Annotated in this window: 20 protein-coding genes; 9 read left to right on the top strand and 11 right to left on the bottom strand. The window is 72.2% G+C overall.

The features are described 5' to 3' along the window. Nucleotides 1-14: 14 nt before the first annotated feature. Nucleotides 15-965 (top strand): hypothetical protein, encoded by a 951-nt coding sequence (locus OIE47_RS03755; RefSeq protein WP_326560079.1) that lies wholly within the window; start codon nucleotides 15-17, stop codon nucleotides 963-965. Next, nucleotides 962-2,662: an insulinase family protein gene (locus tag OIE47_RS03750; protein WP_326560078.1), complete on the top strand. Its 1,701-nt coding sequence runs from the start codon at nucleotides 962-964 to the stop codon at nucleotides 2,660-2,662. Before OIE47_RS03755 ends, OIE47_RS03750 begins: the two co-directional genes overlap by 4 nt. Before the next feature lie 65 nt (nucleotides 2,663-2,727). On the opposite strand, the gene bsaP is transcribed toward OIE47_RS03750, so the two are convergent. Together bsaP and bioB are read right to left on the bottom strand one after the other, a co-directional pair. Continuing rightward, nucleotides 2,728-2,937: a biotin synthase auxiliary protein BsaP gene (gene bsaP, locus OIE47_RS03745; protein WP_326560077.1), complete on the bottom strand. Its 210-nt coding sequence runs from the start codon at nucleotides 2,935-2,937 to the stop codon at nucleotides 2,728-2,730. Nucleotides 2,938-2,951: 14 nt separating this feature from the next. Next, nucleotides 2,952-3,947 (bottom strand): biotin synthase BioB, encoded by a 996-nt coding sequence (gene bioB, locus OIE47_RS03740; protein WP_326560076.1) that lies wholly within the window; start codon nucleotides 3,945-3,947, stop codon nucleotides 2,952-2,954. A gap of 334 nt (nucleotides 3,948-4,281) precedes the next feature. On the opposite strand from bioB, the gene OIE47_RS03735 reads away from it, so the two are divergent. The 4 genes from OIE47_RS03735 (at nucleotide 4,282) to OIE47_RS03720 (ending at nucleotide 8,672) form a co-directional block, all read left to right on the top strand. Further along, nucleotides 4,282-5,418, top strand: a complete 1,137-nt coding sequence (locus OIE47_RS03735) for an 8-amino-7-oxononanoate synthase (protein WP_326560075.1) — start codon at nucleotides 4,282-4,284, stop codon at nucleotides 5,416-5,418. A 67-nt stretch (nucleotides 5,419-5,485) separates the two neighbouring features. Continuing rightward, a complete protein-coding gene (gene bioD / locus OIE47_RS03730) occupies nucleotides 5,486-6,190 on the top strand; it encodes a dethiobiotin synthase (RefSeq protein WP_326562981.1) in 705 nt (234 codons plus the stop codon). Nucleotides 6,191-6,307: 117 nt separating this feature from the next. Continuing rightward, a complete protein-coding gene (locus OIE47_RS03725; RefSeq protein ID WP_326560074.1) occupies nucleotides 6,308-7,909 on the top strand; it encodes a sensor histidine kinase in 1,602 nt (533 codons plus the stop codon). Between the two features lie 22 nt (nucleotides 7,910-7,931). Next, nucleotides 7,932-8,672 (top strand): response regulator transcription factor, encoded by a 741-nt coding sequence (locus OIE47_RS03720; protein ID WP_326560073.1) that lies wholly within the window; start codon nucleotides 7,932-7,934, stop codon nucleotides 8,670-8,672. 55 nt (nucleotides 8,673-8,727) lie between these two features. Here the strand turns inward: OIE47_RS03720 and OIE47_RS03715 are convergent, their stop codons facing one another. The 4 genes from OIE47_RS03715 to OIE47_RS03700 all read right to left on the bottom strand — a co-directional run bounded on the left by OIE47_RS03715 (nucleotide 8,728) and on the right by OIE47_RS03700 (nucleotide 12,500). Beyond that, the gene (locus OIE47_RS03715) at nucleotides 8,728-9,591 is read right to left on the bottom strand and encodes an ABC transporter permease (protein WP_326560072.1); all 864 of its coding nucleotides are present in this window, start codon (nucleotides 9,589-9,591) and stop codon (nucleotides 8,728-8,730) included. Beyond that, nucleotides 9,588-10,529: an ATP-binding cassette domain-containing protein gene (locus OIE47_RS03710; protein ID WP_326560071.1), complete on the bottom strand. Its 942-nt coding sequence runs from the start codon at nucleotides 10,527-10,529 to the stop codon at nucleotides 9,588-9,590. Before OIE47_RS03710 ends, OIE47_RS03715 begins: the two co-directional genes overlap by 4 nt. Nucleotides 10,530-10,649: 120 nt before the next feature. After that, nucleotides 10,650-11,819, bottom strand: a complete 1,170-nt coding sequence (locus OIE47_RS03705; RefSeq protein WP_326560070.1) for a cytochrome P450 — start codon at nucleotides 11,817-11,819, stop codon at nucleotides 10,650-10,652. A gap of 9 nt (nucleotides 11,820-11,828) precedes the next feature. Then, a complete protein-coding gene (locus OIE47_RS03700; protein WP_326560069.1) occupies nucleotides 11,829-12,500 on the bottom strand; it encodes a class I SAM-dependent methyltransferase in 672 nt (223 codons plus the stop codon). 187 nt (nucleotides 12,501-12,687) lie between these two features. On the opposite strand from OIE47_RS03700, the gene OIE47_RS03695 reads away from it, so the two are divergent. Further along, the gene (locus tag OIE47_RS03695) at nucleotides 12,688-13,692 is read left to right on the top strand and encodes a hypothetical protein (RefSeq protein ID WP_326560068.1); all 1,005 of its coding nucleotides are present in this window, start codon (nucleotides 12,688-12,690) and stop codon (nucleotides 13,690-13,692) included. Between the two features lie 122 nt (nucleotides 13,693-13,814). On the opposite strand, the gene OIE47_RS03690 is transcribed toward OIE47_RS03695, so the two are convergent. From OIE47_RS03690 to OIE47_RS03675, 4 genes are all read right to left on the bottom strand, one after another. After that, nucleotides 13,815-16,733, bottom strand: coding sequence for a M36 family metallopeptidase (locus tag OIE47_RS03690; protein WP_326560067.1), 2,919 nt, complete (start codon nucleotides 16,731-16,733; stop codon nucleotides 13,815-13,817). A gap of 229 nt (nucleotides 16,734-16,962) precedes the next feature. Then, nucleotides 16,963-19,083: an acyltransferase family protein gene (locus OIE47_RS03685; protein WP_326560066.1), complete on the bottom strand. Its 2,121-nt coding sequence runs from the start codon at nucleotides 19,081-19,083 to the stop codon at nucleotides 16,963-16,965. Between the two features lie 212 nt (nucleotides 19,084-19,295). Next, nucleotides 19,296-21,416, bottom strand: a complete 2,121-nt coding sequence (locus tag OIE47_RS03680; protein ID WP_326560065.1) for an acyltransferase family protein — start codon at nucleotides 21,414-21,416, stop codon at nucleotides 19,296-19,298. Nucleotides 21,417-21,632: 216 nt separating this feature from the next. Continuing rightward, nucleotides 21,633-22,811, bottom strand: coding sequence for a Gfo/Idh/MocA family protein (locus OIE47_RS03675; protein ID WP_326560064.1), 1,179 nt, complete (start codon nucleotides 22,809-22,811; stop codon nucleotides 21,633-21,635). Between the two features lie 225 nt (nucleotides 22,812-23,036). On the opposite strand from OIE47_RS03675, the gene OIE47_RS03670 reads away from it, so the two are divergent. Beyond that, the gene (locus OIE47_RS03670; protein WP_326560063.1) at nucleotides 23,037-24,338 is read left to right on the top strand and encodes an ABC transporter substrate-binding protein; all 1,302 of its coding nucleotides are present in this window, start codon (nucleotides 23,037-23,039) and stop codon (nucleotides 24,336-24,338) included. Nucleotides 24,339-24,580: 242 nt separating this feature from the next. Further along, on the top strand, nucleotides 24,581-25,795 hold the full coding sequence (locus OIE47_RS03665; RefSeq protein WP_326560062.1) for a zinc-dependent alcohol dehydrogenase: 1,215 nt from the start codon (nucleotides 24,581-24,583) through the stop codon (nucleotides 25,793-25,795). 87 nt (nucleotides 25,796-25,882) lie between these two features. Here the strand turns inward: OIE47_RS03665 and OIE47_RS03660 are convergent, their stop codons facing one another. Further along, entirely contained in the window at nucleotides 25,883-26,509 is a 627-nt protein-coding gene (locus OIE47_RS03660) for a DUF305 domain-containing protein (RefSeq protein ID WP_326560061.1), read from the bottom strand. Nucleotides 26,510-26,575: the final 66 nt, after the last annotated feature.

Below are 26,575 nucleotides of genomic sequence, written 5' to 3'. Positions count from 1 at the left end.
CCTATGATCCCGCAGTGCCCGCACCCCTTCCCGCTCCGGACTTCGACCCCGGGGCCGCCTTCCCCGAGGTCAACCGGCTGCGCGCGGCGCTGACCGGCGCCGACTGGCCGGCCGTGGAGCAGCTCTTCGACGGGCGCGACGCGAAAACGGTCTCGCACCTGGTCAACAACGCCAGCGACCACCCGGGAATCGAGGGTTTCCTCCGTTCGGAGGTGGCCCGGCAGCCCGGTGAAGCCCTGCCGGCCACCCTGCTCGCCGCCTGCCTCGTCGTGACCGGCTGGAGCATCCGTACGGACAAGCGGGCCAACCAGGTCAGCCGGGAGCAGTTCGACCAGCTCCACGCGTACCTGCGGCAGGCCGAGCAGATCCTGATCGACGTCACCGCCCGACACCCCGCGTACGTGACCGCCTGGGACTGGCGCCTCACCACCGCCATGGGCCTGCAGATGGGTCAGTCGGAGGCGCGGCGCCGCTACGACCGGCTCGCCCGTCACGAGCCGCACCATCTCCCCGGGCAGCAGTCGCTGCTGCAGAAGCTCTGTCCGAAGTGGGGCGGATCCTGGGAAGCGGCCCACACCTTCGCCCGCGAGTGCATGAACGCGGCGCCAGAGGGCGGTCACCACGGCGTACTGGTGGTGACCGCGCACCTGGAGCAGGCACTCGAATCGGACACCCTGCGGCAGGCCGGCGAGTACCTGCTCACCATGCCGGTCTGGCAGAGCATCCAGGAGGCCGCCCGGCGCTCGGTCTGGCACCCCGGATTCCAGCACGACTGGGGCTGGGTCGGCGTACGCGGCACCTTCGCCATGGCCTTCGGGCTGATGGGCGACCACAAGGCGGCGGCGGCCCAGTTCTCCGCCCTCGGCAACCTCGGTAGCGAGGCGATGTTCGGTTACCTCGGCGACGCCACCGAGCAGTTCCAGAGGTTCCGGGCGGACGCGTACGCGAAGGGTGGCGCGCGATGATCCGGCAGCTCGAGGTGGACGGCGTACCGACGCTGCTCGCGCCGACCGACGGGCCGATGCAGGCCGGACTGGCCTTCCGGGTCGGCACCGCGGACGAGACGCTCGCCCGCAGCGGCGTCACGCACCTGCTGGAGCACCTGGCACTCGCGCCGATCGGGCTCGCCGACTACCACTTCAACGGCGCCACCGGACCGGCCGTCACCCGGTTCCAGCTACAGGGCTCCGAGCAGGACATCGCCGACTTCCTCGCCGCCGTCTGCCGCAACCTGCACGATCTGCCGATGCAGCGGCTCGACCTGGAGAAGGAAATCCTCCGTACGGAATGGAGCAGCCGCTCGCCGGGCGCGATGGACTCGGTGCCGCTGTGGCGGCACGGTGCCCGCGACCACGGGCTGGCCAGCTACCCCGAGTTCGGGCTGTCGATGCTCACCCCGGAGCACCTGCGGACCTGGGCGGGCCGCTACTTCACCCGTGAGAACGCGGTCCTGTGGATCGCCGGCGCCCGGGTCCCCGCCGGACTGCGCCTCCCGCTGCCGAACGGCACCCGGCACCCGGTGCCCACCCCGTCGTCCGCGCTGCCGACCACCCCCGCCTACTTCACCAGCGGCTCCCGTGCGGTCGCCCTCGACGCGGTGGTCCGCCGGGACACCGCCGCCGGTGTCTTCGCCGAGGTACTGGAACGGGAACTGTTCCGCTCGCTGCGCCAGGAGGGCGGTCTCTCCTACACCGCCACCGCCGTCTACGAGCCCCGCGACAGCGAGTACGCCACCCTGCGCGCCCTCGCTGACGCGCTGCCGGAGAAGCAGTGGGCGGTGCTCGGGGGTTTTGTCGACGTACTGGCGAAACTGAAGGTCGGCCGGATCGAGCAGGCTGACCTCGACGCGCACGTCGGCAAGGTCACCGACGCCCTCGGCTCCGCCGCGGTGCACGCCGCCCGGCTGCCCGGGTTCGCCTTCAACCTCCTGGTCGGGGCGCCCAACCTGACCCTGGAGGAGTACCGGGCCGAGCTGAAACAGGTCACCGTGACCGACCTGCACCGGGTCGCCGATGAGGCGATGTCCTCGGCGCTGCTGATGGTGCCCGACGGCTGCCGCGCCGACTGGGCCGGTTTCGCCGAGGCGCCGACCCGCTCCACCCACGCGCTGCCGGGTACGTCGTACACCTCGATCGACGGGAACGGGGAGCTGCGGTTCGGCCCCGACGGCGTCAGCTACCTCGGACCGGGCGGCCCGCTCAGCGTCCCCTACACCGAGACCGCGGCGATGCTGGCCTGGCCGGACGGGGCCCGCCAGGTGATCGGGCTGGACGGTATCGGGATGCGGATCGAGCCGACCCTGTTCCAGCTCCACCCGGACACGGTCCGGATGCTCGACCACCGGATACCGGTCAGCCTCCGGGTCGACATGCCGGCGAGGGCACCGGAGGCGATCCCCGTACCGGGACCGGTGCAACCGGTGGCGAAGCCGCCGCTGCGACCGTACGGCTGGCTGGCCGTCGTGGGGCTGGTGCTGAGCGGGATCGCCACCGTCGGGGTGGGCGGGTTCGCGCTGCTGATGACGCTCGGCGCGTTCGTGACCGAGGAGGCGGACGCCTTCATCTGGGGCCTGGTGGTGTTCTCCTGGATCCTCACCGCGACCGTAGCGCTGCCGATCTTCCTGATCCACCGCCACCGCCGCCGCTCCCAACCAACCCGTTGATCATGAGGTTAGGGCATCCCCGAGCGCCTCGGGGATGCCCTAACTTCATGATCAACTATCGGGGCTCACTGGTGGGTCTCGCCGTGTTCGACGCAGAGGGCGGACCAGCCGGTCGGGAGGACCTGGACCTTCATTCGGCGCCGGCACTGGGGGCAGAACCGGGGCGGTTCCAGTGCACGGGCCGCCGCGCAGTCCTCGTGCGAACCGTCCCCGGTCGACCGGCCGCACCGGTCGCACCACACCGCCGTTGTCGGGTCTGCTCCGCTCGAAACCATCGGCACGCCGTCGCTCAGAGCGTCGCGGAGAGGGACTTGACCGGCATCTTCAGCTCGTCGAGCAGGTCCAGGTCGGCGTTTGCCGGACGGCCCAGGGTGGTCAGGTAGTTGCCGACGATCACCGCGTTGATCCCGCCGAGCAGACCGTCACGGGTGCCGAGGTCACCGAGGGTGATCTCCCGGCCACCGGCGAACCGGAGGATCGTACGCGGCATCGCCAGCCGGAACGCCGCGATCGCCCGCAGCGCGTCCTTGCCCTCCACCACCGGCTGCTCGCCGAGCGGGGTGCCCGGCCTCGGGTTGAGGAAGTTCATCGGCACCTCGTGCGGGTCGAGCTCGGCGAGCTGCGCGGCGAACTCGGCCCGCTGCTCCACCGACTCGCCCAGACCCAGGATGCCGCCGCAGCAGACCTCCATGCCGGACTCGCGCACCATCCGCAGGGTCTCCCACCGCTCCTCGAAGGAGTGCGTGGTCACCACGTTCGGGAAGTACGACCGGCAGGTCTCCAGGTTGTGGTTGTAGCGGTGCACCCCCATGTCGACCAGCTCGTCGACCTGCTCCTGGTTGAGCATGCCGAGCGACGCGGCGACCTGGATGTCCACCTCCGCCCGGATCGCGGCCACACCCTCGCGCATCTGCTTCATCAGCCGCGCGTCCGGGCCGCGTACGGCGGCGACGATGCAGAACTCGGTCGCACCGGTCTTCGCGGTCTGCTTCGCCGCCTCGACCAGCGACGGGATGTCCAGCCAGACCGACCGGACCGGGGAGGCGAACAGCCCCGACTGGGAGCAGAAGTGGCAGTCCTCCGGGCACCCCCCGGTCTTCAGCGAGACGATGCCCTCGACCTCGACCTCCGGCCCGCACCAGCGCATCCGCACGTCGTGGGCGAGTTGGAGGGCGGCGGGCAGGTGCTCGTCGGGAAGGCGCAACACGGCGAGCACACCGGCCTCGTCGAGACCGACGCCTTCACCGAGCACCTGGGCACGCGCCCGGTCGAGGATCTCTGGCATGGTCGTACCCTACAAGGCGGTTCGGCCATCGATGGGAGCCGCCGGCTCCCCGGGTGGTCGTGTCCGTGCGCCCCGCGACCGGTCCCGCCGCAGCCGCCGTCACCAGCACCGGAACCGGCCCCGTCGTGCCGCCCGCCCGAACCGGCTAAGGTGACCGTCGCCCGGCCCCGGCTCCCCGTGGATCGGTCCGGCGTACGGCCCGCCTTCCGGGTCGGCGCCCGGCGAAGTGGTAATTTTCGCCGGTCGGGACGGGTCGAATGGTCGCGGATGTGATCGGGCCGGCGCGTGACGGGTCGGGCGGTCCCGACGCGGGACGGGCAGACGAGGAGTCGACGTGGCGAAGTGGCTGGAGGCGCTGGACCGGCGTGCCCAGCTACGGGCCAAGGCGGGGCTGACCCGGCAACTGCGCCCGCGCGGCGCCACGGACCCGGTGACCGACCTCGCCGGCAACGACTACCTCGGGCTGGCCCGGCACCCGGAGGTCACCGCCGCCGCCACCGAGTCCCTGCACCGGTACGGCCTGGGCGCCACCGGATCACGCCTGGTACGCGGCTCGACCGACCTGCACACCGCCCTGGAACAGGCCCTGGCCGACTGGCTCGGCGCGCAGCAGGCCCTGGTCTACTCCTCCGGTTACCTGGCCAACCTCGGTGCCGTACGCGCCCTGGTCCGCCCGCGTACGTTGCTCGTCTCGGACGCGCACAACCACGCCTCGCTGATCGACGGGTGCCGGTTGTCCGGCGCGCAGACCATGGTCACCCCGCACAACGACGTGGACGCCGTCGAGGCGGCCCTGGCGGCGGCGCCGGGGCGTCCGGCGGTGGTGGTCACCGAGTCGGTCTTCTCCGTCGACGGCGATCTCGCCCCGCTGGCGAGGCTGCACGAGGTGGCCCGCCGCCACGACGCGTTGCTGCTGGTCGACGACGCGCACGCGGTGGGCGTACGCGGTCCGGGTGGAGCCGGCGCGGTGGTCGACGCCGGTCTGGCCGGCGCACCGGACGTGGTGATCACCGCGACGCTCTCCAAGGCGCTCGGCGGGGCCGGCGGCGTCGTCGCCGGCCCGGCGGAGCTGGTCCGGCACCTGGTGGAGACCGGCCGGACCTTCATCTACGACACCGCGCTGCCGCCGGCCGTGGCGGCGGGTGTGCTCGCCGCCACCGGGCTGGCGCGGTCCGGGGATCCGCTGCGGGCGGAGCTGGCGGACCGGGCGACCACGGCAATGCGCCGCCTCGGCCTGGCCGGACTGGACGTGTCGGCACCGGCGGCCGGGGTGATCTCGGTGACCGCGCCGGGACCCGAGGCGGCGACCGCCTGGGCCGCCGACTGCCTGGACCGGGGCGTCGCGGTCGGCTGCTTCCGCCCACCATCCACACCGGACAGTCGGTCCCGGCTCCGCCTGACGATCAACACCGGGGTACCGAGGGCCGACTTCGACCGGGCCCTCGACGTGATCGTGGAGTGTGCCCCGTGAGCGGAACCGCGTGCCGTGGCCCGATCCTGGCGGGTGCCCGGTGAGCACCACCTCCTGGCGTGGCCCGATCCTGGTCACCGGCACGGACACCGACGTCGGCAAGACCGTGGTGACCGCGGCGATCACCGCCGCCGCCCAGGCGGCCGGGCTGCGGGTCGCGGTCATCAAACCCGGCCAGACCGGTACGGTCACCGGCGCCCCGTCGGACATCGACATCGTGAACCGGCTCGCCGCCCCACTGACCGCGCGTACGCTGGCCAACTTCCCCGAACCGCTCGCCCCGCTGGCCGCGGCGCGGGTCGCGGCGATGGAACCCCTGGAGCTGTACGCCGTCGTCGACGCCGTCCGGGCCGAAGCCGACAAGCACGACCTGGTGCTGGTCGAGGGAGCCGGGGGACTCCTGGTGCCGATGGGCGTACGCCCCTCCGGTGAGCCGTGGACCGTCGCCGACCTCGCGGTCTCGCTCGGGGCCCCGGCGGTGGTGGTCAGCCGCGCCGGACTGGGCACGCTCAACCACACCGCGCTCACCCTGGAGGCGCTGGAACGGCGGGCGGTCCCGGCCGGGGTGGTCCTCGGGGCCTGGCCGAACGAGCCGGAACTGGTCCACTGGGCCAACCTCAGCGAGCTGGTGCCGAACATGGTCGGCGCACTGCCGGACGGGGCCGGCGGGATGGATCCCGGCGTGTTCCGGCGGTCCGCGCCCGGCTGGCTCACCCCCGCCCTGTACGGCGTCCTCGACGACTGGCGCACCTGGGCCGACGACGTGCACTGAGCGCCCGGCTGGCGCATGCGCCGACGAGCGCGCCTGGCGCATCTGGCCGACGAGTGCGCCGAGCTACCTGACTTTCGTCGGTGTCTGGGCCGGTCCGGCGCCGCGTAGCCTGGCCGGGTGGTGGGTTGGTGGCAGGGCCTGGGGGACCGGCGGCGGGGTGTGGTGCTGGACCTGCTGCTCTGGGCGGCGCTCGCCGCACCGATCGTCGCGGCGCTGGCCAGCCCACCGTCCCGACCGTACGACCCGGTGCTGCTCGTCGCCGAACCGCTCCTGCTGGGGATCGCGGTGGCGGTCAGCCGGCGCCAACCGCTGGTCGCCCTGGTCCTGGTGATCACGCCGACCCTGCTGGACGGCAACTTCCTGTTCGCGATCCCGGTGCTGAGTTACCTCGCCGGTCTGCGGATGGCACGGGCCCGACCGGCCGGGCTGGTCTTCGCCGTGATCGCGGCGGGCGGCACCGGCCTGAACCTCTGGGTGCTGGAGAGCGCACTGTCCACCTGGTTCCTGCTCGCCACCATGCTGCTCTTCGCCGGGGTGTTCCCCTGGCTGCTCGGCCGCTACCGGCGTCAGCACGGCGAGCTGGTCCGGGCAGGGTGGGCCCGGGCCGAACTGCTCGAACGGGAGCAGGCCGGTGCGGCCGAACGGGTACGGATGCGGGAACGGGCACGGATCGCCGGGGACATGCACGACTCGCTCGGCCACGACCTGAGCCTGATCGCGCTGCGCGCCGGGGCGTTGGAACTCGCCCCCGGCCTGGACGACGGGCAACGGGCCGCCGCCGGTGAACTCCGGGCCAGCGTCGCCGCCGCCACCGACCGGCTCCGCGAGATCATCGGCGTACTCCGGGAGGACGCGGGCGCGGCACCGACCCGGCCGGTCGACGAGAGCGTCACCGAACTGGTCGACCGGGCGACGGCGGCCGGTCTCGCGGTCGACCTGCGCTGGCCGGACCGGCCGGTTGGCCATGCCACTCGTCTTCGCGATGCGCAGCACCCGGAAGACGCCGGACCGGAGCTGCCGGTGATGGTCGGGCGGGCGGTGCACCGGGTGGTCCAGGAGGCCCTGACCAACGCCGCCCGGTACGCCCCCGGCGCCCCCGTGACGGTCGAGGTCGACCGGACGGCGGAGCGGATCGAGGTGCGGGTGCACAACGGTCGGCCCCCGGCCGGGCCGCTGCCCGTACCGGTGACGGCCGGCACCGGGCTGCTCGGCCTGCGCGAGCGGGTGCGGCTGGCCGGGGGCACCCTGGCCGCCGGGCCGCACGCCGGTGGGTTCGCGGTGGTCGCCCGGCTGCCACTGGTCGCCGACGGTGTCACCGCCGACCCCGACGCCCCGGTACGGCTGCTCGCCGGTGCCACCGCCGACGACGGTGGTCTACGCGCACAGCGGCGGCGGGTCCGGCGCAGCCTGCTGGTGGCGGTCACCGCCCCGCTGGCGATCGCCGCCATGCTGTCGCTGGTCTACTACCCGTTCGTCACGTTCGACTCGGTGCTGCACCGGTCCGAGTTCGAGCGGCTGCGGATCGGCGCGCCGCGTACCGAACTGGCTCCGATGCTGCCCGGCCGGCAGGCACAGGGGTTGGCCAAGAACACCGGTCCGGCACCGGTCAACGCCGCCTGCGAGTTCTACACCGACGGCAACTTCCCATTGGCGCTGCCCGCGTACCGGCTCTGTTTCGCGGACGGGCTGTTGGTGGCCAAGGACGAACTGCCCGGCTGAGCTGTTTTCACGAGGAGATGTGATGATCCCGGTCCTGCTGGCCGACGACGAGGCGATGATCCGCGCCGGGGTACGGGCGATCCTGGCCACCGACCCGGAGATAGAGGTGGTCGCCGAGGCGGCCGACGGTCGGGCCGCGGTTGAACTGGTCCGCGCCCACCGGCCTCGGGTGGCGCTGCTCGACATCCGGATGCCCCGAATGGACGGGCTCGCCGCCGGGGCGGAGATCCGCCGGTTGGTGCCGGAGACCGAGGTGGTCATGCTGACCACGTTCGGCGAGGACGACTACATCGCTCGCGCGATCGGTGACGGGGCCAGTGGGTTCCTGGTCAAGTCCGGCGACCCGAGGGAACTGATCGCCGGCGTACGGGCGGTCTCCGACGGTGCCGCGTACCTGTCGCCGGCGGTGGCGCGGCGGGTGCTGAACCTCGGCGGGGAGCGGATGTCGCGCGGCCCGGCGGCCCGGGAGCTGACCTCGGCACTCACCGAACGGGAACGCGAGGTGCTGGCGCTGGTCGGAGCCGGCCTCTCCAACGCCGAGATCGCCCGCCGCCTCTACCTGGTAGAAGGAACCGTAAAGGGCTACCTGAGCACCATCTTCACCCGCCTAAACGTCCGAAACCGCGTCCAAGCCGCCATAATCGCCCACGAAGCCAACCTCCCCACCCCACCCCCACCCCTGCCCCTGCCCCCACCCCCGCCCCCGCCCCGCCCCGTTGATCATGAAGTTAGCGACGCCGCCGGAGCGATTTCGTGTCGCTAACTTCATGATCAACGGGGTAGGGGTAGGGGTAGGGGTGGGGGTGGGGTCGGGTGGGTTAGGCGTCGCGGTGGTGGAGGACTGTGTGGGCGGCCAGGAGGGCGAGTACCGCCCAGGTGGTGAGGAGGAGTAGGCCGACGAGTGGGGGGTAGGGGTCGGTGTCGCCGCGTAGGAAGTGGAGGCCGGCGGTGCCGGGCATGGCGTCGGCGATCCGCTGGATGAACGTCACGTTGGTGAGCCCGAGCGTCGCCGGTACCACGGTGAGGATCAGGAAGACCGAGGTAAGGGTGGCGACCGCACCCCGCAGTGCCGCCCCCACACCGAGGGTGAACACCGAGATCAGGGACAGGTACGCCCCGACCCCCAACACGTCCCCGAGGGTCTCGGCGGGCTCGTACCGGCCCCAGTCACCGAGGATCGGGGCGGCGACCGCCGTACCGAGTGCCCCGAGCAGCACCCCCAGCACGAAGGTGACCCCGGCGACGACGGCGGTCTTGGCGAGGATGACGTGCCACCGCAACGGGGTCCACTGGAGGGTGGCCCGGATGGTGCCGGAACCGTACTCGGCGGTGATCACCAGCATCGCCATCGCGAGCACGGCGAACTGGGTCAGCTCGACGGAGTCGATCGCGACCCGGCCGAGCGCGACCACGCCCCGGTCGTCGGTCGGGTCCTCGTTGGTGTTGCTGTTCTGGACGTAGATCGCCAGTTGGGCGGCGGTCGCCGCCATCAGCAGGACACCGGCGAGCAGGGCCCACCAGACCGAGCGGACCGACCAGAGTTTGGTCCACTCACTGGCCACCGCGCCGCCCAGCCCGCCCCCGGTCGGCGCCCCACCAGCAGACCCCGACCCCGAAGCAGAAGCAGAGGATGGGGATGGGGACGCGGCCCGGTCGAGTCCACGGGTCGGTACGGTGCTCATGCGCGCTCCTGCCGGTCGGGCCCACTGGCGGGGCCGGTGTATTCGAGGCTGTCCGCGGTCAGCTCCAGGTACGCCTGTTCCAGGGACGCCTCCCGGGTGCTCAGCTCGTGCAGACGTACGCCGAGTTCGTGGGCCAGGTCGCCGACCAGCGCGACATCGGCCCCGGAGATCAGCAGCTCCCCGGCGTCGCCCGGCTCGACGGTGACCGTCGGTGCGGTCAGCCGGTCGCGCAGCGCGGCGAGTCCGGCCGGTTGTGGGCTGCGGACCCGGACCACCGTGCGTGAGCTGCCCGCGATGACCTCGGCGATCGGGGCGTCGACGATCAGCCGGCCCCTCCCGATCACCACGAGCTGGTCCGCGGTGAGCTGCATTTCGCTCATCAGGTGGCTGGAGACGAAGACCGTACGTCCCTCGGCGGCGAGGGAGCGCATGAGCTGGCGGATCCAGCGCACCCCGTCCGGGTCGAGCCCGTTGACGGGCTCGTCGAACATCAGCACCCCCGGATCGCCGAGCAGGGCGCCGGCGATGCCGAGGCGCTGACCCATGCCGAGGGAGAAGGTGCCGGCCCGCTTGCCGGCGACGCCGGTCAGGCCGACCGTGGCCAGGACCTCGTCGACCCGGCGGGCCGGGATGCCGTTGCTGTGGGCCATCGCGAGCAGGTGTGCGCGTGCGGTCCGGCCCGGATGGACGGCCTTGGCGTCGAGCAGCGCCCCGACGTGCCGCAGCGGGTGTCGCAGGCTCGCGTACGGCCGACCGTCGACCAGCGCGGTCCCGGCGGTGGGCCGGTCCAGGCCGAGGATCATCCGCATGGTGGTGGACTTGCCGGCGCCGTTCGGGCCGAGAAAGCCGGTGACCCGTCCCGGCGCGATGTCCAGGGTCAGGTGGTCGACGGCTGTCGAGTCGCCGAAGCGTTTCGTCAGCCCGGTCAAAGTGATCATGGAGCCTCCCTGGGTTCCCCCGTCGTGATGGGTCGACGGTAGGAATCCGGCAGGGTCGGGCGATGCACCCGAACGGCACCAGGCGGTCCTGACCTTCGTCAGGCCCGGTCGTCGCCGGTACTAGGCCGGACGGGCGATGACCAGGGCGTCGGGCATGCGGAAGGAGAGGTTGTCGGGGCACCAGGGCTCGCGCAGGACGGTGGCGTCGCGCAGCAGCGGGGCGGTTTCGGCGACCACGACGGCGGCTTCCATCCGGGTGAGCTGGGCGCCGACGCAACGGTGCGCGCCGGCACCGAAGGCGAGGTGCCGGCGGGAGCCGGGCTGGCCGGGCCGGAACTCCTCCGGCTCGTCGACCACCGCCGGGTCACGGCCGGCACGGGCGAGCCAGAGTACGACGCTGCGCCCCGCCGGTACGTCGACCCCGCCGAGGGTGGTGTCCCGGGCGGCGACCCGACGCCAGGTGACGATCGGGGGCTCCAGTCGCAGTCCCTCCTCCACCACGTCGGCCACCTCGACCGTGCCGTCGGTCAGCCCGCGCAGCACCTCCGGCTCCCCGGTGAGCCGGTGCAGCAGCAGGGTCAGGAACTGCGACGTGGTCTCCTGCCCGGCGACCAGCAGGAAGAACAGGGCGCCGACCACCACGTCCGTGGGGTGGCCGGCGTCGCGCAACCGGGCGGCGAGCCCGGATCCGGTGGTCGCGAACTCCCGCAGGACCGTGTGGAAGCGGCCGACGATCGCGGCGAGGTGCTGTTGGCGTACGGCGTCGACCGGGGCCCAGAACAGTTCGAGTGCCGCCCGGGTGAACTCCTTGACGACGTCGATCCGGGCGTCCGGTAGGTCGACCAGCCGGGCCAGGACCAGCAGCGGCAGGTCGGCGGCGAGGTCGGCGTACAGGTCGACCGGTTGGCCGGCGACCAGCTCGGCGGAGAGCCGGGCGACCCGCGTACGGACCACGCCGGTCAGCCATTCCTGCTGCTCGGCGACCCGCTTCGGGTGCAGGGCGTCGGCGACGATCGTCCGGATCGCCGGGTGGCTGTGTCCACTGTTGTTCGCCAGCGTCGGGGGCAGCCGGAACCCGTACCCGGCCAGGACCCGCAGGGCGGCGATCGGTATCGGACTCATCGCGTCCAGCGCGTTGTCCGGCCGGTACGTCTGCGGGTCGGCGAGCACCTGGCGGACCAGGGCGTGCCGGGTCACCACCAGGTGGTCGACGTCGACGTGGTCGGCGACGGTGGCGACGTCCGGCCACGGCCGGTCCACCGTCCCCGCCGCCCAGCTGCGGAACAACACGGCGACACGCTACCCAGCGGCACCCGGCCGACCGGGGTCAAGCTCCCAGACCGTGGTGGGCTTCACCCGTACGCTCTCCAGCGCGGGCGGGACCGGCACGTCGTACGCGGCCAGTTTGCCGAACCGGCCGCGGGGCAGGAACGCCCGGTCCGGGTCACCGACCAGCACCCGCGCCCCGCCACGGGCGGCGCGGAGCAGGAAGCGCAGCACCCGGTTGGCCATCGCCTGGCTGTAGAAGACGTCCCCGGCGAGCACGAGGTCGGCGTCACCGGCCCAGTCGTCGTCGAGGATGTCGGCGACGGTGATGTCCACCGGTACGTCGTTGGCCCGCGCGTTCAGCTCGATCGCGGCGCCGGCCCGCTCGTCGATCTCGACCGCGCGTACGTGCCGGGCGCCGGCGCGGGCGGCGGCGATGGCGACCAGACCGGAGCCGGAGGCGAAGTCGAGCACCCGGCGACCGGCCACCTCGTCCGGATGGTCGAGCAGGTAGCGGGCGAGGGCCTGGCCGCCGGCCCAGGCGAAGGCCCAGAACGGTGGCGGTTGTTCGCTGCGGAACTCACCCTCGGTGAGCTGCCACAGACCGATCGGTTCGTCGGCCTGGTGCAGCAGGACCTCCGGGACGAAGGCGACCGGGGTCAGCCGGGCGTGCAGGCGGACGAACGCCGCCGAGGTTTCGGACACCACCCGGATTGTGCCGGGCCGGTGCTGCCGGCGTGTCGCGGGGGTTGGGTTACCGGTTCAACACTGTCGGTGAAAGTAGGGGGTTTCATTGGCGCTGGGTGCTGACTTACGCCCCTTTCCGGCTGCCTGATCCCGTTCTAGCGTTGCGGGGAGTAATCGGATCACCGAAACCAATAGGTGTACGTGAATGGAGGCGGTGGTGGCGGTGCGGCAGATCATCGGCCGGCTGGGTGTCGTACTGGCGGGGGTGACCGGGGTGGGACTGCTCGCCACCGGCACACCGGTCAGCGCGGCGCCGGGGTTCGACACCCGGCTCGACCTGCCCGGTCAGTTCACCGCGGGTGGTGACCCGGCGACCATCTCGGCGGTGGTGGGCACCAGCGAGCGCGGCGAGTGCCGCAAGGTCCGCTGGTCACTGGTGCTGCGGGTGGCCGGGCTCCGGCTGGACCAGGTACGGGTCGACCGGGTCGAGGAGACCGGGTCGTTCCCCGTACAGGTGCGGGCCGACGGCGACACGGCCCGGCTGACCGACAACGATTTCGACCCCGGCGAACTCTGCCGGGACCGGACGGTCACCGCGCGCTACCGGATCGCCTTCGGTGCGGAGGCTGCCGGCGGCCGGGTCACCGTGACCGCCGAGGCGTTCGACGCCCGGTCACGCCTACTGGCCAGCGGATCCGCCACCCGTACGGTGGCCGGCAACCGGGCCAGGGCCACCCCGTCGGCCACCCGCACCACCGCATCCCCGTCACCGGAGGCAACCGAGGCGGCACCGGAGGAGTCGGCCGAGGACGAGCAGCCGAACGAGCTGATCCCGGTGCCGACGGAAGAGCCCGTGGTGGCCTCCGGAACCGGCGGCGGTCGCCCCGATCCCGCCGCGAACTCCGGCGGACTGGGACTGGTCCAGGTCGGCTTCCTGACCGGGGCGTTGCTGCTCTTCCTCGGCGTCGGGCTGCTGATGCGGGTCCGGCACCGGCTCCTCGGCGCGGTCACCGGCGGAGCCGGTCGGGCCCTCGGCCGGGGCGCCCAACGAGCCGGCCGTTCCGGCGGAGGACCGTTCCGTCGTCGCCGCCGTCGCGCCGACTCCGGTGCCGACGGCGCCATCGACCTGGGTGCGGACCCGGGTGCGGGTTACGGCCGACCGGTCTGGCAGACCGACGAGCCCACCGTTCCGGTCTGGCGCCGTCGCTGACGTACCACTGACCCCCGGTTGCCGCACCGACCTCCTCCGGTCGTGCCCCCGACCGCGGCACACCGGGTACGGGTCCGCCTTCGGCCGGGGGAGCGGCCGGAGGCGGACCCGTCACTTCACCACTACCGCTCGAACGCCTGGAACTCCGCGATCCGGACCTGGGTCCGGAACGGGCTGTTGGCGGTGCAGTCGGTCGCGGTGGCCGGATCGTTGTCCTGCTCACCGGCGTAGAGCGGACCGCCGGTGCACTGGCTGGCGGTCACCTCCAGCCGCAGGTGGGTCGCGGTCGTCTTCGGGATCTCGAACGACCGCAGGTTCAGCTCCCGGGTGTACGGCCGGAACGCCCCACCGGGGAACGCGTCCGACCGGCTGGTGTAGACCTTCCGGAAGCTGGCGTCGTCGGTGCAGTCCGCCCTGCGCTCGTCACAGGCGAGCACGGTGAACGACCGCAACGCCGACAGGGCGTTCTGACTGCCCGTGTCCACGTCACCGGCGATCGCCGGCCGGAGGTACGCGCTCACGTTCACCCGCCGTACGGTCTGCGCCCGGTCACCGGGCAGGTCGACCGTGACCCGCTTGCCGGCGACCCCGTCCAGCGACGCCCAGTTGGTCGTCTCGGTGTCGTCGGCGATCCGGTCCAGGTTGACCCCGTCACCACTGATCACCGCACCGGCGGTCAGCGAGGCGAGGTTGCGGTCTAGGTCCAGGTCCAGCTTCTCCCGCTCGCCGGAGGAGAACTTCTCGGTGAACCGGGAGTGCCCGAAGCCGGGGGCGACGGCCAGGAAGGAGAACTCCTTGCCCGGCACGATCTCGAAGGTGTCCGGCAGGGCGGTGGCCGGGTCGGTGTCCGCGATCGGGACCGCGCGGGCCTCGTAGTCGCCGACGTAGAGCCGGACCGGTGCGGACGCGCTGTCGCCCTTCGGGCGGAGCGTGACCGTGGCGTTGCGGGCGTGCGGCGAGGCGAAGCTCGGCGTCGGGTCGGTGTCCGCGGCGTTGACCGTGGCCGCGTCCCGGCCCATGCCCGACTCGGCGAACGCGTTCCAGATGAGGTCCTGGTTGCGGCCACCGAAGCGGAGCACGTCGGCGGCGAGCATGTTGTCCCGCATGTCGAGCATGCTGACCTGGCTGACCGCCTGGAGCAGGAACGAGTCGAAGACGAGCTGCGTCCAGCGGCGGTTACCCGGGCACCTGTCGACCGCCAGCTTGCCCTCGGCGCAGGCCGCCTGGGTCAGGGCGTTGCCGTCGCCGTACCGGCCGACCAGGGCCGAGCGGATCCGGTGGTTGGTGGCGCCCCAGATCTCACCGTCGGCGTGCACCGCCGGACCGGACAGCGCGTAGCCGACGTCGGAGTAGTTCAGCGGGCTGCGGCTGAGGTCGTAGTTGCGGATGCCGCTCTCCAGGTTGCCGGTGACGTAACCACCGACGATGTACGGGCTCTTCCCGGCCGGCTTCCAGCCGTTCTGGACCAGGTACTCGGTACCGAGCAGGTCACCCCAGGACTCGCCCATCGCGCCGCCCTGGTGGCCGCCGATGCCGGAGTCCGGTCCACCGATCATGCGGTTGGTGATCGCGTGGGCGTACTCGTGCCCGATCACCGTCATGTCGTAGTCACCGTCCACGCAGGGCGGGTACGACGTACCGGCGATCGGCTGCCACAGGTACATGTTGGTGCTCGGCGGCAGCCCGTCACGCGGGGTCGACTGGTTGGCGTTGTTCCGGTTGCCGGTCAGCGCGCCCTGCTGGGCGCGACCCTGCTCGGCGTCGCCGCCGAGGCCCTCGGCGGTGAGGTTGACCGCCTGCAGGTTCCAGGCCGCCTCGTCGAAGCCGAGCTTGTACGCCCAGTCGTGCATCCGGTTGTGCATCGCGAACAGGTTCGCGGTGGCGGCGTCGATGTCGTTGCGCTGCAACGAGGTGAACACCTCCGGGTTGCACTTGGACTGCCGCCACTGGTCGGTGAACGGGTAGTCGTAGTCGCGGGTCGGGCTCGGCGTGGCCGGCACGACCGGGGTGCCGGCACCCCAGGAGACGACGTTGTTCGCCGAGTTGCCCCGGGTGGTCAGCGTCGGCTCACCGGTGGCCAGGTCGACGTCCCAGGCCTGGCCGCTGGCCGCGTCCTGGACCGTCTTCTCGCAGCCCCAGGTCCAGGTGAAGCACCAGGTGACCCGGTCGTCGTGGCGCGGGTTGGTCTTGCTCGGCGGGTTGGCCGGGAAGACCGCCCACTGCGGGTTGTCCGAGTCGTAGTCGACCAGGTCCTCCCGGACCAGGACGCTGTGGTCCGTACCGTCCACGAAGGTGGTGAACGCGGTCGGCTCGGTGCTCTCCTTGCCGATCAGCGTCACCTCCCAGGCGGCCCGGTTGCCGTCGACCGGGGTCGGCACGGCGACCTTGCGCAGGTCGTGGCTGGCCACCTGGTCGGCGCGCAGGCCGGCGTCGGCGAGCGCGGCGGCGTACGCCTCGTCGGCCGAGATGGTCAGCGGTGCCGGGGCGCTGGTGTCGCGGGTGAGCGAGGAGCTGACGTGGACCACGGTGCCCCGGTCGACGGCGATGCTGACCAGACCGTCGAATCCGGCGGGCAGGTCACCGAAGCGCTGCCGAAGGGTGACCACGGCACCGGTGCCGATCTGCCGGACGAGCAGCTTCTCCATGCTCGCCACGGCCGCTTCGTCCAGACCGAACAGGTCCCGCTGCGCCAGCAGGTACTGCCGGGCGGCGGTCTCCGGGTCGGCGGCGAGACCGGTGGCCAGGCCGGCGTCGACCGGACCGAGCGCGTGCGGGGTGCCGAACGCGTTCCACCGTACGGAGGAGTCGACCCTGTCGGCGCGCGAGCGCTGGGTGGTGCTCGGGCTCGCCGTACCCCGGCGGTTGTCCTTGTCCCTGGCCTCGTGGTTGTGCTCGTCGACGGACGAGTCCGTCGCGGCGGCAGGGGCCGCCGGTGCCGCCTGGTCGGGGGCGGCGCTGGCGGCGGTGGCACCGGGAAGCGTGGCCGCGATCACGACGGCCGTGGCGAACGCGGGCATGACCCGCCATCTGTTGCCGAACACTGTTCGCTCCGGTAGACGCAAGGGATCCTCCTTGGACGGCGCTGCGAAAGAGCCGACCGGTCCGGTCGGCTCCAGGAAATGGTGGGGGTGCATAGGTATAGATACGTGAATACCAGCCCGCACCCGATCTTGGCAAGGGAAGATCACGTTCGGTGGTTCGAACGTGATCCTTGAGTGAGGCGGGGCCGGGCCAGCGGGCCGGTAATGGAAGCCAGGTAGGCGGCCGGGCTCAGGCCAGGACGCGGTCGAGTTCGGCGCGCAGCCGGGGGGAGAGGCTGGCCGCGTAGCTGGCGGTCAGGTGCTCGTTGTCCCGGTAGACCAAAATCCCGCCGATCACCGGGGCACACCGGGCGGCCGGGCAGATCGCGTCGTTGAGGTTGATCAGGTGTACGCCGTCCAGCCCGGACGCCGCCTTCTCCTGCACCGGGCCGATCCCGGCCAGCGCGGTCTCCCGCTTCGCGGTGCACTCGGTCAGCCGCTGCCGGTGCCCGGTCACGCATTCGGGCACGTCCCGCCCCGGCTGCGGGGTGCCGCGCAGCACGATCGTGGGCAGGTCCGCGTCGGCCAGCTCCGACCAGGTCTCCCGGAAGCTCCCGATCAGCTCGGTCCGGCCGTACTCGCCGGTCAGGGCGTAACCGTCGGCGAACAGGGTGTGCGCCGCACTGCTGGTGACCAGCAGTTGGGGCTGGTCGTCGCCGGTCAGCCTGGTCCGTACCGACCGGTTCCACTCCGTGCAACTCGGGTACGCCCGCTTCGCCCGCGCCACCGCAGCGCCCAGCAGCGGACAGGACTCCTTCGTGTACGTCACCAGCTTCCACTTGTTCGCCCGCGCGATCGGCTCCAACGCGGGCAACCACTGGGCGGCGTGCGAGTCACCGGCGAGCACCACGGTGAAGGCGGACTCCTGGTCGCCGTACACGCAGGAGCGCACCTTGCTCTCCTGCGCCGGGGTCAGGCACTTGTCGTCGTACCCCTCGGGTCGGTCGTCACCGGCCTTCGCCGGCTCCGGCACGATCTTCTCGACCCGGTCCACCGGCTCACCGGCCTTGTTGCTGCGCGGCTCGTCCCCGAGCACCGCCGCCCCCTGCGGTGCGGACGGCGCGGGGGCGGGCGTCGGGCTGGCGCTCGCCGGTGGCGCGGCCAGTCCGGTGGCCGGGTTCGGCGGCGGTGGTGGCCAGACGGTGAGCTGGAAGAGCAGACCCGCGACCACCGCCGTGGTGGTGCCGAGCAGACCGATCCGCAGCGCCTGCCCGGCCTGCCACGGTGCGGAGAACCCGGGCGTACGCAGGGGACGTTCCACGTACCGGTGGGTGAGCACCGCCAGCGCGGCGGCGGCGAGCAGGACCGCCAGGGCGCCGACGGGGTGCAGGTCCCCGAACCGGGCGTTTGCCAGCACCAGCAGCGGCCAGTGCCAGAGATAGAGCGGAAGGGCGACCGCACCGACCGCGCGTACCGGTCGCAGCGACAGCAGCCGCCCCGGCCCGGTGCCACCGGCGGCGATCACCGCCGCCGCACCGAGCGTGGGCAGCAGCGCCGCCACACCGGGGTACGGTGTCGCCTCGCCCAGCAGCAGCGCCGCCAGTGCGATGGCGGCCAACCCGCCCCAGCCGAGTACCGAGGCCACCGGCCCGGTGAGCCGGACCGGTGCCCTGGTCAGCAGGGCCAGGCCGGCGCCGAGGGCCAGTTCCCAGGCCCGGGTGGTGGTGACGAAGAAGGCCGCCGCCGTTGCGCCGTTGCTGTACACGACCGACCAGACGAACGAGGGGAGGGCGACCACCCCGGCGCCGATCAGCAGCCACCGGCGCGTCGATCCGCCCCGACGGGCGGCCCAGAGTCCGAGGCCGAGCAGCAGCACCGGCCAGATCAGGTGGAACTGCGCGCCGACGGCGAGGGCCCAGAAGTGCTGGGTCGGGCTGGCGAAGGCGTCGGCGCCGACCTGGTCACCACCGGCACCGGCGGCCCGCCAGTTCATCACCCACAGGCCGCTGGCGACCACGTCCCAGCCGGTTTCCGCCCACCGGAAGCGTGGGAGCAGCAGGTAGGCCAGCGGCAGGGTGGCGAACAGGACGACCAGTGCGGCGGGCAGCAGTCGGCGTACCCGCCGGCCGTAGTGCTCGACCAGCTCGATCTTCCCGGTCCGGTCCAACTCGTCGGCGAGCAGGCCGGTGACCAGGAAGCCGGAGATCACGAAGAAGACGTCCACCCCGACAAATCCACCGGGTACGACCCACGGCCCGGCATGACAGAGCAGCACCAGTACGACTGCCAGCCCGCGCAGCCCCTCGATGTCACCTCGGCGCTCGGGCCGACCGGTGGCCTCGCGCCCGGTCCGGCTCGCCAGCTGAGTCATCTCGCCTACCCCCTACGCGCCGGCGCCGGACGGACAAGCTAAGTCGTCTATGCCCACTTTCGAGTTGATATTAGAGGACTGTGGAGGGTATTCCCCGCTTATCCGCGCCGGTCAGAACGCCGGACGTCGAGAGCGCCGGACGTCGGGAGCGCCGGACGTCGGGAGCGCCGGACGTCGGGAGCGCCGGGTGTTGCGCTCGGGCCGGCACGCGCTCAGGCCAGTACGCGGTCGAGTTCCACGCGCAGCCGGGGGGAGAGGCTCCGGGCGTAGCTCGCGGTCAGGTGGTTGGTGTCCCGGTAGACCAGCATCCCGCCGATGACCGCGGCACACCGGTCGGCCGGACAGATCGCGTCGTTGAGGTCGAGCAGGTGCACCCCGGTCAGCCCGGTGGCCGCCTCCGCCTGGATCGGTCCCACCCCGGCCACGGCGGTGTCCCGGTCGACGGCGCACTCGGTCAACCGGTCCCCGTGCTCCGACACGCACTCGACCACGTCCAGACCCGGCTGCGGAGTGCCGCGCAGCACGACGGTGGCGATCCCGGCCTGTGCCAGCCCGGACCAGGTCTCCCCGAGCCCGTCGGCCAGTACGCTCCGACCCGCCTCGCCGCTCAGGGCCCGGCCGTCGCGTACGGGGGTGTAGAGCGAACTGCTGGTGAGCAGGAGCCTGGGTCGCTCCGCACCGGTCAGCCGGGACCGGACGGTCCGGTTCCACTCGGTACAACTGGAGTTGGGTCGACCGGACCGGATCACGGTGATGCCGATCAGCGGACAGGCCGCCTTGATGTACGTGACCAGCCGCCACCCGTTCGCCTCGGCGATCGGCTGCAGGGCGGGCAGCCACTGGGCGGCGTGCGAGTCGCCCGCGAGCGCCACCGTGAAGTCGGACTCGCGGTTGCCGTACACGCAGGTGAGCACCTCGTTGTCCTGCTGGTTCACCAGGCACTTGTTGTCGTACACGTCCGGCAGGTCCTTCCGGGCGGCGAGCGGCGCCGGGAAGATCGAGTCGACGTGGTCCACCGGCTCGCCCGCCGGGTCGTGCCGCGGCTGCGCACCGAGTACGGCGGCGCCGAGCGGGCCGGTGGGCAGGGTGCCGCCGGCGGTGGCGTTCGGTTGGGGCGGCAGGGCGGCCGAGGGGCCGACCCGCGGGGGCGGCCAGACGGTGAACTGGAACAGCAGGCCCATGACCACCGCGGTTGCGGTGCAGGCCAGGCCGAGTTGCAGTGCCAGCAGCGGCCGGCGACTGAAGACCCTCCTGGTCCGGAACGGGTTCTCCACGTACCGGTAGGTCAGCACCGCCAGCGCGGTCGAGAGCGCCACCACGACCAGTCCGCCGAACAGGCCCAGTTCCCCGAAGCGGGCCTCGGCGGTGACCACCAGGGGCCAGTGCCACAGGTAGAGCGAGTAGGAGATCGCGCCGACCGCTCGGATCGGCCGCCGGTCGAGCAGCCGGGCAGGTCCCGCCCGGCCGGCCACCCCGGCGGCGATCACCGCCGCCGCGCCGAGGGTCGGCAGCAGGGCCAGGTGGCCGGGGAACGGGCTGGTCTCGCCGAGCAGCAGGGCGGCCAGCACGATGGTGCCGAGTCCGGCCCACCCGAGAGCGGCGGCGGCGAGGCGGGGCAGTCGGACGAGTTGCCGGCTCAGGATGGCCAGCCCGCCGCCGACGGCCAGTTCCCAGATCCTGGTGGTGGTGACGAAGAAGGCCGACTCCGGATTGCTCCGGGTGAGGTACACCGACCAGGCGAACGAGGCGATCGCGACCAGGCCGAGGCAGAGCAGCAGCCGGTGGCGCAGGTGCCCCGGCCACCGTTTCGCGGCGTGGACCCCGACCACGATCAGCAGCAGCGGCCAGAGCAGGTAGAACTGCTCCTCCACGGCGAGCGACCAGTAGTGCTGGAGGATGCTCGGGGCCTCGGCGGCGACCAGGTAGTCGACCGCCTGGGTGGCCAGCCGCCAGTTCATCACGTACGCGCCGCTGGCCACCACGTCCCAGCCGGTGTCGGCCCACCGGGTACGGGGCAGGAAAAGGTAGGTGAGCAGCAGGGATCCGGCCAGGACGAGGAACGCCGCCGGCAGCAGCCGTTTGGCGCGCCGGGCGTAGAACCGGACCAGGGAGATCCGACCGGTGCGCTCCAGTTCGGCGAGGAGCAGCCCGGTGATCAGGAAACCGGAGATGACAAAAAAGACGTCCACCCCGACGAAACCGCCGGGTACGCCGAGTCCGACGTGGAACAGCAGCACCAGTACGACCGCCAGGGCCCGCATGCCCTGGATGTCGCCCCGGAAGCCGGATCGGGAGCGGGTCTCACGTTCGTCGCGGCCCGCCAGCGCGGTCATCCCGGTCCACCCCTGCCAGCCGGCCCATGGTGCAGGCACCAAGTCGCTTTTGCGAATTTCGGCTCGACATTAGAGCATTTACCCACCCACCACCGCCGTATCGACAGACCCGCGAACGCCGCCGCCGACCTCGTCGACGATCTTGCAGTTGTGGTGCCCGAATCAGGGCGCTCATCCGGATTTGCGCGCCACCACAACTGCAAGATCGTCGGGGTGTCAGGGTCGGGGGAGGGGGGCTGTGTACGGGGAGGTGGTCCAGGGGAGGTTGAGGTTGGCGTACGTGGTCATGGTGGTGGTGGCGGTGGTGACCGCCGCGTCGATGCCGTCGATCACCCAGGCCGGGCTGCCGGTGTCGTGGTGCTGGCGCAGGTGTTCGGCTGCGACCGGGGTGGGTGCCGGCGCGGTCAGGATCGCCTCGACCAGCGCGGTGAAGTCGCGGGTGGCGTCGAGCGGGGCGAGCAGCGCGACGGACGGGTCCCGCCGGTGGTCGAGCAGGTTGGCCAGCAGCCCCGTCCGGTCGCCGCTCGCCAGGCCGGCGGCGGCGCCGGGGAGAGCCGCCTCGTCCGGGCCGAACAGCAGCCGGTCGGTCGGGTACTCCAGCACCGCCGACCCGTTGGTCCCGTGTACCAGCATGTCGCCCTCGCGGAAGCCGGCCGCGCTGAGTGTCACCGCGATCAGCAGCGGTGGCCCGGCGGAGAACTCGACCCGCAGGCAGGCGGTGTCCTCGACCTCGATCTCCCGGGTGCGGTACCGCTCCAGGGTGAACCGGGTCGGCACCGCGCCGGGTGCGGCGGCCCGGACCAGGTCGAGACCGAGCATCAGGGTGTGCGCGAACGGGTTGACCAGGGCGCCGTCGACCACCGGTTGCCCGTTGACCGAGCGCCGGCCGGCCCAGGGGGAGCGGTCGTAGTAGGCGTCGTCGCGGATCCAGGTGCCGGCGGCGGCGACACCGGTGACTTCGCCGAGCCGCCCGTCGCGGATCGCGTCCCGCAGTGCCGCCAGCGCGTGCGAGCCCTGGGCCTGGAAGCCGACCTGGCAGATCCGGCCCGCGTCCCGCAGGGCCCGGCTGAGCAGGTCGTGGTCGGCGAGGCTGGTCACCGGCGGTTTCTCCAGCAGCAGGTCGGCGCCGGCCGCGACCGCGTCCAGGGCGATCGGCAGGTGCGTGTGCGGCGGGGTGCTGACCACCACGATGTCCGGGCGGGCGGCGGCCAGCATCGCGCGGTGATCGGTGTGTACGGCGACCCCCGGGGCCTCTTCGGACAGTGGCCGGGTGTCGCAGAGGGCGACCAGCCGGACCCGGCCGGCCCGCTCCAGGGCGGCGATGGCCTCCCGGTGCTGGGCGCCGTAGCCGGTCGCGCCGATCAGGGCCACCGTGGGTGGTGTGGGCTGGGACATGCGGGCGAGGCTACCCACAGAATATGTAACGATTCAACCCGCGTCGGCGAGACCGTGCGCTGGCCCAGGTAACAGAGGCGACGCGGGTTGGTAACCATCCCTTGACAAGAGGGTGGAGCGGACCTAGCGTCCGGTCTAGTTAAACCGTTTCATATGGCCAAGCCGCCCGTGCCGGGCAAGCGCTTACCCCCTGCTCCACGCGCCCCCAGCGAAGGAGAAACCCCTATGTTCAGAACCCGTCGGGCCCACCGCGTCGCACGGGCCGCCGCGGTCGCCGTGTCGGCGCTGCTCGCCCTGCCGCTGGCCGCGTGCGGCGGCGGTGACGACGCGGCCGACGACGGCCCCGTCACCCTCCAGTTCACCTGGTGGGGCAACGACGCCCGGGCGAAGGTGACCGAGGAGGCCATCGACCTGTTCGAGGCCAAGTACCCGGACATCAAGGTGCAGACCTCGTTCGGCGCCTTCGACGCGTACTTCCAGAAGCTCTCCACCCAGATCGCCGGCGGCGACGCCCCGGACGTGGTGCAGATGGACCGCGCCTACCTGCGCGAGTACGCCGACCGCAACGCCCTGCTCGACCTCGAGAAGTACATCAAGGACGGCACCCTCAAGGTCGGTGACCTGACCCCCACGCTGCTCCCCGCGGGCAAGGTGGGCGACGCGACGTACGCCATCCCGATCGCGCAGAACACCCAGGGTGTCATCTACGACCCGGCGCTCTGGAGCAAGGCCGGCGTGGCCGCCCCCACCGCCACCTGGACCTGGAACGACCTGCTCGCGGCCGGCCAGAAGCTGAACCAGGCGGGCGGTGGCAAGGTCGCCGGCTTCGGTGACTTCGGCTTCGCCATCGACTGGTTCGACATCTGGTTGCAGCAGCGCGGCAAGAAGATCTACACCGACGACGGCAAGCTCGGCTTCGAAGAGGGCGACCTGGCCCAGTTCTGGACCATGACCGGTGAGTACCGCAAGGCCGGCGCGCTCGCCCCGGCCGAGCTGACCACCCAGATGGACGGCTCGGTGCAGAACTCCTCGCTGATCAAGAAGGGCGTCACGGCGGAGGTCAACTACGACTCCAGCTTCAGCCCGATGATCTCCGCGTACGGCGCCCCGCTGGCGATCGCCCCGATGCCCAGCGACACCGACAAGCGCGGCATGATCGCGTCGATGGCCATGGCGTACAGCGTGGCCGAGCGCAGTGAGCACCCGAAGCAGGCAGCGATGCTGATCGACTTCCTGATCAACGACGAGGCGGCCGGCAAGGTCCTCGCGGTCTCCCGCGGCATGCCGGCGAACGGCAAGGTACGCGACGCGCTCGCGCCGACCCTGGCCGAGAACGACAAGCTGGTCTACGAGTTCGAGAGCTCGGTGACCGACAAGCTCCTGCCGACCCCGCCGGCCCAGCCCAAGGGCGGTGGCGCGGTGAAGGCCGAGTTCCAGCGGGTGTACGACGAGGTCATCTTCGGCCGGATCTCGCCGCAGGAAGGCGCCAAGCGGCTGATCTCGGAGGCCAAGAGCCAGCTCGGCTGAGCGCCCCGACCCAGGTCGGCTGAGCCCCGGCCCAGCTCGACTGAGCCCGACCCGATGGTGCCCCGGTCCCGATGGACCGGGGCACCGCCGTCTGCGGGCACCCCGGCGCACACGCCGTCGCCGGGGTGTCGCCGCGCACCCGGCACCGCCGTCACCCGGCGCGCGTGGTCTCGACGGTTTTCCGGCCGGCGGGTCGGGTAGGCCCCACGGACAGCTTGGGACCTGGGGGAAGGGGCTCGGCGATGAGGGCAGCGGTCTGGCACGGTATCGGTGATATCCGGTTGGATGAGGTTCCGGATCCGCGGATAGAGGAACCGACCGACGCGATCGTCCGGATAACCGGAAGCGCCATCTGTGGCACCGACCTGCACTTTGCCCGGGGCACCGTACCCGGCCTGCGGGAGGGCAGCATCCTCGGCCACGAGGGCGTCGGCGAGGTGGTCCAGGTCGGCAGCGCGGTCCGCAACTTCTCACCCGGCGACCGGGTGGTGATCTCGTCCACCATCTCCTGCGGGTTCTGTTCCTACTGCCGGGCCGGTTATCAGGCCCAGTGCGACAACGCGAACCCCGGTGGCCGTCGCGCCGGCACCGCGTACTACGGCGCCCCGGACAGCGCCGGTGGCTTCGCCGGACTCCAGGCCGAGTACGCCCGCATCCCGTACGCGAGCAACGGTCTGGTCGCGCTCCCCGACGACGTCTCCGACGACGAGGCGATCCTGCTGTCGGACATCTTCCCGACCGCGTGGTTCGGGGCCCGGATCGCCGACGTCTCCGCCGGGGACACGGTGGCCGTCTTCGGCTGCGGACCGGTGGGGCAACTGGCGATCCTCTCCGCGCAGCTACAGGGCGCCGGCCGGGTGATCGCGGTCGATCAGGTGCCGGACCGGCTCGCCACCGCCAAGGGCCAGCACGCCGAGGTGATCGACTTCAGCGCCGAGGACCCGGTGTCGGTGATCGAGGAGCTGACCGGCGGCATCGGGGTGGACCGGGCCATCGACGCGGTCGGCGTCGACTCGCAGCGCCCCACCCGGGGTCCGGCCGCCGCGCAGGCAGACCGGCAGGCCGAGCTGATCGCCCGGGAGATGGCCGACGTGTCCCCGCACGCGGCCCCGCGGGACGACAACTGGGTGCCGGGCAACGCACCCGGTCAGGCCCTGCGTTGGGCGGTCGACGCCCTGGCCAAGGCCGGCACGCTCGGCATCCTCGGGGTGTACCCGCCGACGATGACATCGTTCCCGACCGGCATCGCGATGAACAAGAACCTGACCATCAAGGCCGGTAACGCCAACCACCGCCACTACCTGCCGCAACTGGTCGAGATGATCGGCAACGGCACGGTCGACCCGTCCGGACTGGTCACCGAGGAGGAGCCGATGAGCGACATCGTCGACGCCTACCGGGAGTTCGACCGCCGGGAGCCCGGCTGGCTCAAGGTGGCGATCAACCCGACTACCTGAGGTCCGGGTCCCCAGGATCCTCGGCATGGCGCCGACCGTACCGTGGGTCCCGACGTCCTCGCGGCCCCGGAGAGCGGGCGTCCGGGCTCAGCGCCCCTGCGACTCGATCGCGGCGAGCTGGTCGAGCTGGGCGGTCCGGGTCCGCTCGATCTCGGTGGCCAGCGCCCGGATGTTCGGCTCGCTGCCGGACTTCTCCACCGCGCGGGCGAGCCGCAGGGTCTGCTCCAGGTGGTCGCGCATGTTGCTGACGAAGAGCTGGTCGAACGCGGGACCGTTGGCGGCGGTCAACGCGCGCAGGTCGTCGGCGGTCACCATGCCGGGCATGTCGTGCCCCTCGTGCTCGTTGCTCTCCGCCACGCTGGCCTGCTGCAACAGGCTCCGCAGCCCGGTCAGCTCGCCCCGGTGGTTCGTGCCGACCTGGTCGGCCATGCCCCGGATGCCGTTGTCCGAGGTCTGCTTCGGGGTGAGATCGGTCAGCAGCAGGGTCTTCTCGTCCAGCGCGATCATGAGTTGGGTCCAGGCGATGTCGGTCGGATTGAAGTTCCCCGCCGCTCCGGCCGCCCCGGGTGCGCCCGCCGGGCTGACCGTCGCGGTCGGGCTCGTCGGTCCGCCGGCTCCGGACCCGGCCGCCGGCCCGTCGCCACCGTCGGCACAACCGCCGAGGAGTACGGCGAGCAGGGTCAGCAGCAGCGTGCCGCGTACGGTCGAAGTCATCTCGTCCTCCCTGGTGCCGGCGGTCGGCGACGGACCGGGGCGGGACCCGGCTCGCCGGGCCCCGCC

It is taken from the genome of Micromonospora sp. NBC_01796, assembly GCF_035917455.1.
In the GTDB taxonomy this organism is placed as follows: Bacteria; Actinomycetota; Actinomycetes; order Mycobacteriales; family Micromonosporaceae; genus Micromonospora_G.
This window is presented reverse-complemented; position numbering and strand designations above follow the sequence as displayed.

Excerpts from the sequence above, each read along its gene's own strand:
- OIE47_RS03720 (WP_326560073.1), top strand. The coding sequence starts at position 7,932 with ATGATCCCGGTCCTGCTGGCCGACGACGAGGCGATGATCCGCGCCGGG.
- bioB (WP_326560076.1), bottom strand. The coding sequence starts at position 3,947 with ATGCCAGAGATCCTCGACCGGGCGCGTGCCCAGGTGCTCGGTGAAGGC.
- OIE47_RS03665 (WP_326560062.1), top strand. The coding sequence starts at position 24,581 with ATGAGGGCAGCGGTCTGGCACGGTATCGGTGATATCCGGTTGGATGAG.
- OIE47_RS03695 (WP_326560068.1), top strand. The coding sequence starts at position 12,688 with ATGGAGGCGGTGGTGGCGGTGCGGCAGATCATCGGCCGGCTGGGTGTC.
- OIE47_RS03715 (WP_326560072.1), bottom strand. The coding sequence starts at position 9,591 with ATGAGCACCGTACCGACCCGTGGACTCGACCGGGCCGCGTCCCCATCC.
- OIE47_RS03660 (WP_326560061.1), bottom strand. The coding sequence starts at position 26,509 with ATGACTTCGACCGTACGCGGCACGCTGCTGCTGACCCTGCTCGCCGTA.
- OIE47_RS03750 (WP_326560078.1), top strand. The coding sequence starts at position 962 with ATGATCCGGCAGCTCGAGGTGGACGGCGTACCGACGCTGCTCGCGCCG.
- OIE47_RS03680 (WP_326560065.1), bottom strand. The coding sequence starts at position 21,416 with ATGACCGCGCTGGCGGGCCGCGACGAACGTGAGACCCGCTCCCGATCC.
- OIE47_RS03670 (WP_326560063.1), top strand. The coding sequence starts at position 23,037 with ATGTTCAGAACCCGTCGGGCCCACCGCGTCGCACGGGCCGCCGCGGTC.
- OIE47_RS03710 (WP_326560071.1), bottom strand. The coding sequence starts at position 10,529 with ATGATCACTTTGACCGGGCTGACGAAACGCTTCGGCGACTCGACAGCC.
- bsaP (WP_326560077.1), bottom strand. The coding sequence starts at position 2,937 with ATGGTTTCGAGCGGAGCAGACCCGACAACGGCGGTGTGGTGCGACCGG.
- OIE47_RS03675 (WP_326560064.1), bottom strand. The coding sequence starts at position 22,811 with ATGTCCCAGCCCACACCACCCACGGTGGCCCTGATCGGCGCGACCGGC.
- OIE47_RS03685 (WP_326560066.1), bottom strand. The coding sequence starts at position 19,083 with ATGACTCAGCTGGCGAGCCGGACCGGGCGCGAGGCCACCGGTCGGCCC.